Raw genomic sequence first — 13,060 nt, forward strand, 5'->3', positions numbered from 1 at the left:
GATGAAGTTGCAGGGAAGTGGATTTGTCCGGCGTCTAACGTTATGAAGGTGAAGGAGGGGAGAAAGCTGGAAGAGGCGGAATGGATATCAGCCGTGCTGAACGGTGAGCATCAAGCCTTTGGGCATTTGGTGACACGTTATCAAGGCATGGTATACAGAGTGTGCGTCAAGATTACTGGGGAAGCCGAATCGGCCAAAGATATGGCCCAGGAGGTTTTTATAAAAGCATATAAAGCGCTCCCCTCCTTCAGAGGACAGTCTTCCTTCTCGACCTGGCTGTATCGGATAGCCTACCGAACCTGTCTGGACTGGAAACGCGCTAATGATAGGGAGTGGAGGCATCGAAGTGCAGCTGATTACACTGAGAATGATTGGGTAACTTCTCAAACACCTGAGCAACAGGTGCTAGAGCAGGAACAATCAGCTGAATTGGGTGAGAATGTGAACAGCCTTGCTGAACCGTACCGGTCGGTCGTACAGCTGTACTATTTTCAGCGGAATTCTTATCAAGAGATAGCGGAGCAAAAAGGTGTATCCGTTAAGACGATCGAATCGCAGCTATATCGTGCCAGACAGATGATGCGTAGACAAAGGGAGGAATTGCGATGAATTGTGCAATAGTGAAGGAATGGATGCCACATTACATTGACGGTCTACTGTCTTCAGATATGGAGCTGAGTATCCGGTTGCACATACAATCCTGTCCTGATTGCGCGGAGTGGCTGGAGGAAGCGAAGGAAATGTCAGCTCTATGGTCAGAAATGGAAGCAGACAGCGAATATCAGCATGAACAGATGGACTTTCCAGATCTTGCATCAGGTGTTATGGCCCATATCGAGCAGCTCGAAACAGGGCGGAGAGAGCGAGCAATTAAAGCGACAAGCGTAAGACGTCGTTCTGCTCCTAGAACTTCATGGATGCATTATGCTGTGGCTGCCTGCTTAAGCTTGTTATTGTTACAGTTTGGAGTTTTTGAGAATTTGGCTTATGGAATCACTGAAATTAATGGTCATGTGTCGAATTCGGTGACCCAATGGTTTGGTGGCTTTGGAAAATAGTCATAAAGAGATTAATAAAAAATAGATGGATTCAGATAAACCAAAGTTTATGCTATCCAAAATTTAGGAGGATGTATTATGATTAAGAAGAGACGTTGGCTCACTTTTATGCTGGCTATGATTCCTGGTGTAGGTCATTTGTATTTAGGCTTCAAAAAGCAGGGACTGCAGTTTATGATCGGGGCTTCCTTATGTATTATGTTTATTCCGTCTGAGCCCATGATCTTCCCTTTTGCCCTAGCTGCACTATGGTTTTACCAATTGTTTGATGCCCTGCAGAAAGCAGCTTGGATGAAAATAACTGCAGCCGAACACGAGCGTATGATGTTTCATCCAGACAGTTTCGGAGAACCTTGGACGATGGGGATATCCTCTATGCCGGGTTACCCACATGAAGATGTGAATCCAGCTTGGGTCGGTATCGGATGTGTTGTTGCCGGGTTTCTTATGCTGGTAATTTCAGCATTCCCGACGTTGTGGAGAATGTTGATTGAGATTAACATTGGTACGATCTTGCTTTCATTGGGACTGATAGCATACGGACTCAAGATGCTGCGAAACAATACGAGAGCATAAGAAACGGGGATTTGACTATGGGGAGATGGAAAATCGGGAGCTTCACTGCAGCCTTAGGCTGTATTACGCTTGGCGTCATTATTGTAATGGCTCAGTATAATATGATCAGCTATGAAGTACTAGGTTATTTATGGCCAGCACTGTTGATCCTGTTCGGACTCGAGATGTTGCTCAGGCTGTTTATTAAATCCGATGTCAAAAGCCGTGTAAGCGGCTGGGCTATCCTATTGATCATCTTGCTGATTGGAGCAAGCAGCGCTCAGTCAGTAATGGCCGGAGGCTCACTGAGCAGTCTAATTGGGAATACACATTTGACTCCACTTAGCGGGAATGTCGAAGTGAAAGAAAATATTACGACGCTGAAAATCGTACTTCCAAGTGGAAAAGTAAAGGTCGAGGGGATAGATGGAAGCTCATTGGATTATGAGGGAAGCCTACTTCTGCCTGGAAAATCCCAAAGTGAAGCTGAAAGTGCGTTGGAAAAGAAATGGAAAGTTAAAACTGAGGGAGATACGCTGATTATGGAGCTCGATACAGATCATAATTGGTTCTCTAATATTCAGTTTGGATTTAATACTAAAAGTCCGTATCTAAATGTGAATGTACCTAGCAGCCTTGCTGTTGAGGTTGATACTAGCGATGGGTCGATAGAAGCCTGGAATTTAAAGTCTGGCTTAGTGGTGGACACAAGTAATGGGGTATTAAATATTCATGATGTTGCCGGCGGAGTAGAGGCACATACCAGTAATGGCTCACTGACTGTTCAGAACATCCAAGGTGGAGCGCAACTCAAAAGCTCTAATGGAGCTATTATATTGGATAATATAGATGGTGCATTAACCGCAAAAAGCAGTAACGGCAAGATCACTATTAATTCAGCAGTGACCGGAAAATGGAAGTGTTCGTCAAGTAACGGAAAGATTACGGTGGGATTGCCATCGGTGTCCGATGCGAAGATTACAGCAGATACCAGCAATGGTTCGCTGAAAGGGAATGTGTCCTGGGATCGAGACGGGGATAGCTATGGCACTGCCATTCTCGGTAAAGGAACATATACTGTGGACCTAAGCACAAGTAATGGAAGCGTGACCGTGGACACAGCTGAATAAGCACGAATAATAAAGGGAGCCTAGTCTAGGCTCCCTTTTTGTATAATAGTCCTACCAAGCGTAAGCTTTAGGGGCTTCTCCGCCCGGTCCTGGGAAGATTTCATCTAGCCGTTTAAGTACTGACTCATCTAGTACAATCTCAAGACTGCGTAGTGCACTCTCAAATTGCTCCAGTGTACGTGGTCCAATAATTGGTGCGGTTACAGCAGGATTGGCTAGCAACCATGCTAGAGCTACATTATCTTGCGGTTCTCCAAGCTCCATACATAAGCTTGCAAATGCCTCAAGCTGATCCTTGAATTGCTCTACGCGCTCGGCGTTTCCTCCACTGCGGCTGCCTTCTATTTTCTTAAGTGCATTACGCCCGAGAAGACCTCCATCCAGTGGGCTCCAAGGAATAACACCTAAACCAAGATGGAGAGAAGCTGGCAATACTTCAAGTTCAGGAAGTCGGCAGGTCAGGCTGTATTTATGCTGCTCAGAAACTAACCCTAAAAAGCCACGTGCCTTGGCTTCTTGTTGAGCTACAGCGATATCCCACCCCGCAAAGTTGCTGGAGCCGACATAACCAATCTTGCCTTGATTTACAGCAAGCTCGAACGCCCCCCACAGCTCGTCCCAAGAGACACTGCGATCCACATGGTGCATCTGGTACAATTCAATATGATCGGTCTGGAGACGCTGCAGAGAGCCCTCTAGATGGCGGCGAATGATATAGGAGGATAAGCCTTGTTCATCATTAGGTCCGTCGAGCTTATCGCTCATAGCTCCGTACACCTTGGTAGCCAGCACGACCTTTTCACGTCGCCCACCACCTTGCTTAAACCAGCGTCCAATAATCGTTTCGGTTAGACCGGAATTCTCACCCCAGCCATAAATGTTAGCGGTATCAAAAAAATTAACACCTGCGTCGAGTGCAGCGTCCATAATACGGAAGGCTTCTTGTTCATCTGTTTGTGGGCCGAAGTTCATTGTTCCAAGACATAGCCGACTGACCTTCATACCGGATTTGCCAAGCTTAGCATATTGCACTTCGCATTCACTCCTTAGGTAGATGATTTCAACTTAATTGTAAACATCTTCAGAAAGAAGAGCAAATATGAAGCGGACTTAGGATGGTTTTTACATAGAGCGCATACCTAAGTAACCCGCCGGGTTTCTTTCTGCTTATTTGAAGCTGTCTATTCGTATAACGAATTTAGATATTGAGACCTTTCATGCTGCTATCATCATATCTACCGCCTTGAACGGCTGACTGAGGACTAACAGCTTCAATACGTGCTAAGTCATCGGGAGTCAGCACAATGTCCACAGCTCCTACATTTTCCTCTAAATAACTAATTCGTCTCGTTCCTGGTATTGGAAGTGCTCCTTTTGCTAATGTCCACGCCAATGCCAGTTGCGATGGTGTACTACCTTTTTTCTTTGGCGATCTAAATAAATGGTCAATTTTTGATTTTGCAGGATCAATTACTAAACACCATGTTAGAGACGAAATATCTTTTAATGAATAATTTGTCAATTGAACAGGTGCTTTACGATTTTTATAAATTGAAAAAGATACAGTTATTTAAGCCTGAAAAGCTCTTTTTGGTGGATGACAATCTCATAGTTCCCAAAATAGATTATTTAACGCTAAAAATCCCCCCAACCTTATAGGTAGATGGGATTTCCTAACCTAACTTATAGGCGTTACCTATCAGTTCAATAGATTTTATATCTTTGTCCTTTATGACTGGGTATGATACAACAATATAAAGAAGAACTATGTCTGTTAGAGCAGACCACTTGAGGAGTGACTGAGATGAGTGAGGTTAAAAAAATCGCCGTAATCGCAGGGGATGGTATTGGACCTGAAGTAGTAGCTGAAGCAGAAAAAGTATTGAAAAGAACGGAAGCAGTATTTGGTTATGCCTTTGAAACGGAGCACGCTCTATTTGGTGGCATTGCAATAGATGAGAGAGGCACACCGCTGCCAGAAGATACATTAGAAATCTGTCGTAGTGCAGACGCTGTATTACTGGGTGCTGTAGGCGGACCAAAGTGGGATAACAATTCAAAGGAGCTTCGTCCTGAAACCGGATTGCTTGGCATTCGTAAAGCGCTTGGATTGTTCTCAAACTTGCGTCCAGCAGTCGTATTCGATTGCCTTAAGGATGCTTCGACCCTAAAGCCGGAAGTTCTGGAAGGAACAGATCTTATGGTCGTTCGTGAGCTGACAGGCGGGATTTACTTCGGAGATAAATTGCGTCGTCAAGGTGAACATGGAGAAGAAGCTGTAGATACTTGTGTATACAACGTAATGGAAGTGGAACGAATCGTACGTCAGGCTTTTGAAATTGCTGGCAAGCGTCGCAATAAGCTTGCAAGTGTTGATAAAGCGAATGTCCTTGAAACATCACGTTTATGGCGTGAGGTTGTAAATAAGATTGCTCCAGAATATCCGGAGGTAGAAGTAGAGCATGTGCTCGTTGATAACTGCGCCATGCAGCTGCTGCGCCGTCCAGCCAGCTTTGATGTTATCGTTACCGAGAACATGTTCGGTGACATCCTGAGCGATGAGGCTGCGATGTTGACTGGCTCTATCGGTATGCTTGCTTCTGCTTCGATGGGCGACGGTAATTATGGCCTCTACGAGCCCGTCCACGGCTCCGCACCTGATATTGCCGGACAAGGGCTTGCGAACCCAATTGCAACGATCTTGTCTTTAGCACTGATGTACCGTTTAACCTTTGGTTATGAGGATGCGGCTGCTGCGATAGAGGCTGCTGTGGCTGAAGTATTGGATGCAGGACACCGTACAAGTGATATTGCGGTAGATAAGAGCAAAGCGATCAGTACATCTGAAATGGGCGACCTGATTGTTGCAGCTATCCGCAAAGCGTAATATAATCTGATTTTTAATTACGAGTAGAGTGGAAATTGTCTAAGATTGACTTTGATTTTGTACGATGATACCATTTGATATGTAGACAAGATGTAAATTATTCCAGCATATCATGACAAGAAATGGTTGGTTTCTTACATAATTAAGGGAGGATTTTGGCAATGGCTGAACGTTTAGTAGGTAAACCAGCCCCAGACTTTACAATGCAAACCGTATCAGGTGATGGTAAAGATTTTGGTGAAATAAGTCTATCCGACTACCGTGGTAAATGGCTGGTATTCTTCTTTTATCCTCTGGACTTCACTTTTGTATGCCCAACTGAAATCAAAGCTCTTAGTGATGCTGCTGCGCAGTTCGAAGCACTTGATACAGAAATTCTCGGCGCAAGTGTAGATTCGATCCACAGCCACAAAGCATGGATCAATACACCTAAGGATTCCAATGGTCTTGGCCGTTTGAACTTCCCGCTTGCTGCAGATATTACGAAACAAGTTGCGAAAGACTACGGCATTCTAATTGAAGAAGAAGGCATTGCATTACGTGGATTGTTCATAATCGATCCTGAAGGCGAATTGAAATACCAAGTTGTTAATCACAATGATGTAGGTCGCAGCGTAGAAGAAACACTTCGAGTTCTTCAAGCACTGCAATCGGGTGGCTTATGCCCAATGGACTGGAAACCAGGTGACAGAAACCTTTAACTGATCCTCTGCTATTATCTGATCTTTGATATTCTGATTTGAACCTCCTTGCAGAAATTTTTCTGTAAGGAGGTTTTTTGCTCCAAAAAGTCTAAAATAAAAAAATGGATTTGAAAATAGGCGTGAAAAGTTATATTATGTCCTCGAGTGGAGGAATCTCCATTAGGGTAATGTAATACAATAATAAAAACTCAGGTGAGTTAGTTAATCTAAGGAGGGTGAACAAATATGAGCTTTTGCTGTGGAGCGAGTATGGTAGGAACAAAGGGAACCCTTAAACATTATCGCACGCAAGTCCATAATGTTCCCCTGCTTTTTTGTCCGGTATGTCATCGTGTAGAGGTTCACTATAAGGTCGAGAATGAATATGAGATCTTGGCGGAATACGCACATGGGGACGGAGTTACTGATGTGGATTTTCAGGACTATGTCATGGAAGACGAAACTGCAATATTCGAGAATGTCATTAACATCGAGAGTGAAGAGCCTCTAGCTATTGTGCGGAGCCAGATCGATATGGCACTTGACCTGCTTGCTGTAGCCAAACAGATTGAGGACACGAAGTGGGAACGGGAATTGAAGAAAAGATTAGCTGTGATGAGTCAGAGACGCCTTCGTCTGCAACAGAAAGCATAAGATTATTTGTAATTTGGGTCTAACCCATTTCTTTTTCAAGGCCTTCGCAACTGCGAGGGCTTTTTAGTTTTTCTGTTTTTTTATAACTGTGTAATACATTTGAACGAACTAATAGTAATAAATAAAATTTGATGTGATATTTTATATGTCTTTGGAATCATTTTATGAATTTTTTTATCATTCGACAGTTTCTCTGATTGCGTTGTCTACTTCACTTGGATATAATTGAACCGGTTGGAAAAAGTGCAACGATTACCGAATGTTCTGGCGGCTTCGTCATATACTCAAATACATAGTAATTTGATGTCGCTTTAGCGTCTTCGTCAAATGCAGTAAAAGGGGGAACTTCGTATCGTGATTAGCCAATATCAAGAAAGTCTTCTATTACCGGGAAGAACCTATCAATCAGGACCTGCGGATACTACATACGAGGATGTACTAGAGAATATTGACAGCGGAATCATGCTTTTTGATGAAGAGGGAGTTATAAGTTTTGTAAATAAGCAAATGTACGGGATGCTTGAGTTAACCCGACACTCCCTTGTGGGCTGTACAATATCACACCTGTTATCTAATGTTCGATTGAGCCGCTTTAAGAAAAAGCAAGTATTGCAAAGCTATAGAGAGATGGTATACAAAGGAAAATCTAATTATGAGTTTTTAGACGAGTATGGTCGTTATTGGAAGGTTACATTATGCTGTGGAGAGCAAATGAAGGGTTGTTATTTGTTTACAGTTAAAGAAATCTCCGATTATAAGTTGATTGAGCAAACAGCTTATCAGAACGATAGTTTAGCTATGCTAGGTAAATTATCCGCATCTATTGCCCATGAAATCCGGAATCCATTAACAGCAATTCGTGGATTCATTCAATTGCTTCATCCGCATCTACAACAGCTTGGAAAGCAGGAATATGGCAAGATTATCTTGGCGGAGATCGATCGTGCGAACGATATTATTCATGAATTTCTAACCTCTTCCAAGCCATCAGTTCCTCAAGTGGGGATGATTCCTGTGTCAGCCTTACTTAAAGAGGTGGTGCTGCTTACAGAAAGCGAAGCCTTGATGAAAGGTTGCCAGATCAATCTACATCCTTTTCAGGAGGATATGATGATTTCTGGAGATGTGAAACAAATGAAACAGGTAGTCCTCAACATGATTAGAAACGCTATGGAGGCCGTTGCGGATAGAGCAGATGGTCTAATGGGTAAAATAGAGGTTGGAGCCGGCAGGGAGGGCTCTGAGGTCCGTATTTTCATTTCTGATAACGGTAAGGGAATGGATATCCGTACACTGGACAGGTTATTCAATCCATTTTTTACGACGAAGGAGAATGGGACTGGACTTGGGCTTTCTGTGAGTGACCGAATCATCAAAAATCATGGCGGATGTATTTCTGTCAGCAGTAGAGTTAATGAAGGTACTCATTTTGTGATCTCATTGCCATTAATCCATTAGTACATTTAATTAGAATATAAAGCGTTTAAGAGGCTGATCCCTGCGGATAATACAGATGCAGAGATCAGCCTTGCTTATGTTACAATGGGGATTGGTTTTGGGAGACAAATGGAGGTAGACATAATGAATATACAATTCCACAGCGGCAGTTCCATTGATGAAATACAGGGTGATGCCCTTATCCTTATTATCTCTGAGTCGGAGGCCCAACATGGAGGTCTTTCAGAGAGATGGAATGACAGCATTCGCCTATTAGGGAAGACAGGTCTATTTAGTGGAAAGCTAAACCAGACTTATGTACTACCTTTAGAGCAGACATCCGGTTGTCCTGTTGCGATTTTGGTTGGAAAGGGGGACCAACTTCTTACGACTGAAGATCTACGTCAAATGGCAGTTCAGACAGCACGTGCAGCACTTCGATTGAAGGCGGTACAGCTAGTGTTTCAGGTGCCGGGAAATATTCAGGAGCTAACAGTAGATGGGGATAGCGTATCTATTGCCTACGCGTTGTCTGAGGGGGTGTCACTTGGTTCCTACCGTCGTCCCACGTATAAGCAGGAGCAATCACAATATACAGGTCCAAACTCGGTTATTTTCACTATGGAGAAGAAGCCAGAGAATACTTTCGAGCATGGCTGGAATCTGGGTATGCAGAGAGGGCTGGCTTTTGGTGAGGCTACGAATCTAGCACGAAACTTGACGAATATGCCTGGCAATCTGCTGACTCCATCTGACCTTGCTGTGGCCGCTATAGAAGTAGCTGAACGTTATGGATTTCCTTCCGAAGTGTTGGATGAACGGGAAATTGAGCAAAAAGGAATGGGCGGATTGCTCGCAGTCGGAAAAGGAAGTGTAAACCCTCCGCGAATGATCGTTATCCGTTACCAGGGAACGGGTCACTGGGATAATGTAGTGGGGCTGGTCGGTAAAGGGATTACTTTTGATACAGGGGGGATATCCTTAAAAAGAGCCCCAGGTATGGAAGAGTTAATCAGTGATATGGGAGGCGCAGCGACTGTACTTGGAGTAATGGAGGCATTAGGCCGATTACGTCCACGAATTAATGTCGTAATGGTCATTCCATCTGCTGAGAATATGCCTTCTGCTAATGCCTTTAAACCCGGGGATATCATTACATCAATGAGCGGAAGAACGATAGAAGTGTTGAATACCGATGCAGAAGGTAGACTTGTACTTGGGGATGCGCTGACTTATGCCCGCGAGTGGGGAGCGAAACGTGTTATTGATGTCGCCACGCTGACAGGTGCAGTGTTATCGACATTGGGAGACATAGCTACAGGTGCTGTTACTAACAACGAAGAATTCATGGAGCAGTTTCTGACAGCAGCTAATGTTTCGGGTGAAAAAATATGGCAGCTTCCGGCTTACCCGGAATTCCGCGAAATGCTAAAGAGTGAAGTGGCCGATATTCGTAACACTGCAGGAAGATTCGGGGGAGCCACTACCGCTGGGTTATTTGTAGGTGAGTTTGCGGAAGGTCTGCCGTGGATACATCTAGATATTGCTGGAACAGCATTTTTATCTAAAGAACGTGGAGTTAATCCTAGAGGCGGTACAGGTGTTATGGTTCGCACATTGGTTCAGTGGCTACTCAGCGAAAGCGAATAATTGGCTCTACATAAACAACAAATAGAAACCTCGCCTTAGGGAGATGGTCTGTATGACCAACCATTCGCTAAGGCGAGGTTTCTTTGCTTTTGTAAGGATGAAAAAGATTAAACAGTGCCATTGGATTTTTTAGTCTTCGATTGGGAAGTAAAGGATTGAATACTGTTCATAATTTTATCGCGAGTTCCCTTATTTTTCAGTAAATAGGCTACTCCCAATGCAGCGGTTGTTAAAAATGTCTTTTTTGTGTTCATAGTGATTACCTCCTTGGTATAGTCTGTAATTGCTTATAACAAACATACCCGAAAGCTTTGAAAGCTAAACTATGAACCCTTACATATAACTGTTAGTGCAAGCCTAATTCTTCTTGTTAACAGGTGTTGAGCAGCAGGAGAGGGGAGAATCTAAAGACGCTGCTGAACAGCTCTTGCCCTTATCACAGCCAGCGCAAGCGCCTTGCTTGCCCTTTTGCACATGTCGATAGATGATCCAGCCTGAATAACCGAAGATCAGAGTGACGATTAGAACATTTATCATTACGGTGCCCCCACTTTCATTAAGAGAATCAACAAATTACAAGTTCTATGACCAGCCTAATAATCGCCCGCCTTGGAAAATAACAAAAGATACGATATACGCCAGGGCAAGAGAATAGCCAATGGAGAAGAAAGTCCATTTCCAAGAGGCTGTTTCCTTTTTGATAACCCCTACAGTGGCCAGACAAGGAATATATAGCAGGATAAAGGCCATAAAGCTGACTGCACTCAGCGGTGTAAAGACTTGTGAAATTTGATTCTCTAATCCAGCGGTATCCGGTGCGTGATAGATGATATTCATCGTAGACACAACAACCTCTTTCGCTAAAAATCCTGGAACCAAGGTAGAGCCAGCCTGCCACGTTCCGAAACCAAGCGGTTCCAGTAGTGGTGCAATCATGCCTCCGAATTTAGCCAGGAAGCTATGATCCATTTCTACATCAAATCCGCCGGGACCCGCATATGACATAGACCAAATAATCGCTGAGCCAGCTAGAATAATCGTTCCCGCTTTACGAAGGAACCCTTTGCCCTTCTCCCAAGTGCTGCGCGATAAGGTCTTAATCTGCGGCATACGGTAAGGAGGGAGTTCGATGATAAAGACAGAGGATTCATTTTTGAATAAGTATTTAGAGAATACCTTACAAAGAATTAGGGCAAATACAATACCCATAACATACATAGAGAGAACGGCAAACGCTTGTTGCTCAGGGAAGAATACAACTGCAAATAATGCATAAACAGGTAATCTTGCTGAACAAGACATCAGCGGCATTAATAGGGTTGTCAGCATGCGGTCCTTGGGCTGTTCGATGCTTCGAGCCGCCATTATGGCCGGTACATTGCAACCAAAACCAATGATGAATGGAATGAATGCTTTTCCGTTGAGTCCCATTCGTTCCATGGTACTGTCCATCAACAAGCAGACCCTTGCCATGTATCCGGAGTCCTCCAGAAAGGAAATGATCAGGAAGAGAATGAAGATCTGCGGAATAAAGACCAGTACACCGCCTACACCGCCGATGATACCATCCACGATCAAAGCATGTGTGAAGCCGGAAGCTCCTATGGTTTGAAGCAGTGAATTCGTTCCATCACTAATAGGGCCGGATATCAGACCATCTAAGATATCCGATAGGGGTCCGCCAACCCAGTCAAATGTAGTCTTAAAGAGAACATACATAAAGAAAATGAATAAGGGCAGTCCCAAAAAGCGATGAGTCAATACCGAATCTAATCGTTCAGTTAAGTTATGGGGCTTCTGAGCTGTCGTATCAAGGACTTCGACACAAATATTGCGAATATACTCCATACGGTTCGAGCGAATCCATTGCGGGAGTGTCAGGGCTAGTTTTTTGATTTGCAGCTCACTCTGACAAGACTCACAGATATTTAGCAGTCCCGTAACATCTATACGCGACTTCAGAAACTGAAGGATAACCGGATTCTGCTCCATTAGCTGTAGAGCGACCCAACGATGATTGGGCAGATCTTTTATAGAACGTAATTCCTTTTCTATAGAAGATATCGCTCGCTCGACGACCTCACCATAATTCAGCTTGAACTTTACAGCAGGAATAGCTGACGACTCTTCTAGGATGCTGAGCATCTGTACGCTGCCTTTACCGGTTCTTGCTATAAGTGGGAGGATGGTGACACCCAATCTTGATTGTAAAATGGTTTGATTGATACGAATACCACGCGCATTAGCGACATCAATCATATTAAGACCGAGTACAGTAGGCTTGCCATACTCAAGTAGTTGAAGGGTGAGCAGCAGATTACGTTCCAGCTGGGAGGCATCCACGATATTAATTAATGCTTCTGGGGATTCTTCTATTAGATATTGGGCTGCGACCCCTTCATCGCGGGAGAGTGGGTGAAGAGAATAGATGCCGGGTAAATCTATAAGCCTGCCTGCCCCGTTCTTCAGATTTCCGATCTTTTTCTCAACCGTAACCCCTGACCAGTTACCTACATATTCGTATGAAGTCGTTAATGTATTGAAGAGAGAGGTCTTACCTGTATTGGGATTGCCCACAAGAGCTATAGAACTCAAGATACGTTCACCTCAATCAGAGAAGCTTCTTTGCGGCGTATGGCGAACAGCTGGCCGTTACATTCTAGCGTAATCGGCCCCCAAAAAGGTCCCTTTCCTTTAAGACGGATGTTGACACCCTCTGACACTCCGAGATCCGCAAGACGACGGCGTAGAACGGGGTTCATTCCTTCTATTTTATGAATACAGCCGGCAGAACCAGGTTGTAGTTGTAGCAAGGTACAGCAGGTAGAAGTAGCTATTGTAATCCCTCCAAAAGAGACTGATAATCAATCTCAACTGTTTAGTTGTAATGTAGCATTTTTAAGTGTTTGTATACTGTGATATTTGTCGCAGACATAATGTGATAATAACATCTATGAGTTAAAGGTGAAATAACCTTTACAATTTATTCTTCATTAAAGTATGATT

General features: G+C 43.8%; 15 protein-coding genes. 9 read left to right on the forward strand and 6 right to left on the reverse strand.

The features are described from left to right. Positions 1-42 precede the first annotated feature (42 nt). From ACDZ28_RS15340 to ACDZ28_RS15355, 4 genes are all read left to right on the forward strand, one after another. Positions 43-609 carry an RNA polymerase sigma factor gene (locus tag ACDZ28_RS15340; RefSeq protein WP_076119970.1) on the forward strand — a complete coding sequence of 189 codons (567 nt, stop codon included), beginning with the start codon at positions 43-45 and terminating at the stop codon, positions 607-609. Further along, the gene (locus tag ACDZ28_RS15345; protein WP_076119969.1) at positions 606-1,058 is read left to right on the forward strand and encodes an anti-sigma factor; all 453 of its coding nucleotides are present in this window, start codon (positions 606-608) and stop codon (positions 1,056-1,058) included. The genes ACDZ28_RS15340 and ACDZ28_RS15345 overlap by 4 nt, the downstream gene beginning before the upstream one ends. A 78-nt stretch (positions 1,059-1,136) precedes the next feature. Continuing rightward, the gene (locus ACDZ28_RS15350) at positions 1,137-1,634 is read left to right on the forward strand and encodes a hypothetical protein (protein ID WP_076119968.1); all 498 of its coding nucleotides are present in this window, start codon (positions 1,137-1,139) and stop codon (positions 1,632-1,634) included. A 17-nt stretch (positions 1,635-1,651) separates the two neighbouring features. Continuing rightward, the gene (locus tag ACDZ28_RS15355) at positions 1,652-2,743 is read left to right on the forward strand and encodes a DUF4097 family beta strand repeat-containing protein (RefSeq protein ID WP_375105110.1); all 1,092 of its coding nucleotides are present in this window, start codon (positions 1,652-1,654) and stop codon (positions 2,741-2,743) included. Between the two features lie 51 nt (positions 2,744-2,794). On the opposite strand, the gene ACDZ28_RS15360 is transcribed toward ACDZ28_RS15355, so the two are convergent. Beyond that, positions 2,795-3,775, reverse strand: a complete 981-nt coding sequence (locus tag ACDZ28_RS15360; RefSeq protein ID WP_076119966.1) for an aldo/keto reductase — start codon at positions 3,773-3,775, stop codon at positions 2,795-2,797. Between the two features lie 166 nt (positions 3,776-3,941). Continuing rightward, the gene (locus ACDZ28_RS15365; RefSeq protein ID WP_375105111.1) at positions 3,942-4,265 is read right to left on the reverse strand and encodes an aldo/keto reductase; all 324 of its coding nucleotides are present in this window, start codon (positions 4,263-4,265) and stop codon (positions 3,942-3,944) included. 282 nt (positions 4,266-4,547) lie between these two features. On the opposite strand from ACDZ28_RS15365, the gene leuB reads away from it, so the two are divergent. From leuB to ACDZ28_RS15390, 5 genes are all read left to right on the forward strand, one after another. Further along, on the forward strand, positions 4,548-5,630 hold the full coding sequence (leuB, locus tag ACDZ28_RS15370) for a 3-isopropylmalate dehydrogenase (protein ID WP_076119963.1): 1,083 nt from the start codon (positions 4,548-4,550) through the stop codon (positions 5,628-5,630). A gap of 161 nt (positions 5,631-5,791) precedes the next feature. After that, positions 5,792-6,331, forward strand: coding sequence for a peroxiredoxin (locus ACDZ28_RS15375; RefSeq protein ID WP_076119962.1), 540 nt, complete (start codon positions 5,792-5,794; stop codon positions 6,329-6,331). Positions 6,332-6,559: 228 nt separating this feature from the next. Continuing rightward, positions 6,560-6,967 carry a hypothetical protein gene (locus ACDZ28_RS15380; protein ID WP_042125131.1) on the forward strand — a complete coding sequence of 136 codons (408 nt, stop codon included), beginning with the start codon at positions 6,560-6,562 and terminating at the stop codon, positions 6,965-6,967. Positions 6,968-7,321: 354 nt separating this feature from the next. Beyond that, the gene (locus ACDZ28_RS15385) at positions 7,322-8,425 is read left to right on the forward strand and encodes an ATP-binding protein (RefSeq protein ID WP_375105112.1); all 1,104 of its coding nucleotides are present in this window, start codon (positions 7,322-7,324) and stop codon (positions 8,423-8,425) included. Between the two features lie 123 nt (positions 8,426-8,548). Continuing rightward, positions 8,549-10,054 (forward strand): leucyl aminopeptidase, encoded by a 1,506-nt coding sequence (locus ACDZ28_RS15390; RefSeq protein WP_375105113.1) that lies wholly within the window; start codon positions 8,549-8,551, stop codon positions 10,052-10,054. 107 nt (positions 10,055-10,161) lie between these two features. Here ACDZ28_RS15390 and ACDZ28_RS15395 read toward each other — a convergent pair whose 3' ends face one another. The 4 genes from ACDZ28_RS15395 to ACDZ28_RS15410 all read right to left on the reverse strand — a co-directional run bounded on the left by ACDZ28_RS15395 (position 10,162) and on the right by ACDZ28_RS15410 (position 12,867). Next, positions 10,162-10,308, reverse strand: a complete 147-nt coding sequence (locus ACDZ28_RS15395; protein WP_170880321.1) for a hypothetical protein — start codon at positions 10,306-10,308, stop codon at positions 10,162-10,164. A 103-nt stretch (positions 10,309-10,411) separates the two neighbouring features. After that, a complete protein-coding gene (locus tag ACDZ28_RS15400; protein ID WP_081954019.1) occupies positions 10,412-10,591 on the reverse strand; it encodes a FeoB-associated Cys-rich membrane protein in 180 nt (59 codons plus the stop codon). A gap of 45 nt (positions 10,592-10,636) precedes the next feature. After that, on the reverse strand, positions 10,637-12,649 hold the full coding sequence (gene feoB / locus ACDZ28_RS15405) for a ferrous iron transport protein B (protein WP_042125135.1): 2,013 nt from the start codon (positions 12,647-12,649) through the stop codon (positions 10,637-10,639). Beyond that, positions 12,646-12,867: a FeoA family protein gene (locus tag ACDZ28_RS15410; protein WP_042125136.1), complete on the reverse strand. Its 222-nt coding sequence runs from the start codon at positions 12,865-12,867 to the stop codon at positions 12,646-12,648. The genes feoB and ACDZ28_RS15410 overlap by 4 nt, the downstream gene beginning before the upstream one ends. Between the last annotated feature and the right edge of the window lie 193 nt (positions 12,868-13,060).

Origin of the sequence: Paenibacillus sp. RS8 (genome assembly GCF_041956825.1) — a bacterium.
GTDB lineage: Bacteria > Bacillota > Bacilli > Paenibacillales > Paenibacillaceae > Paenibacillus_AQ.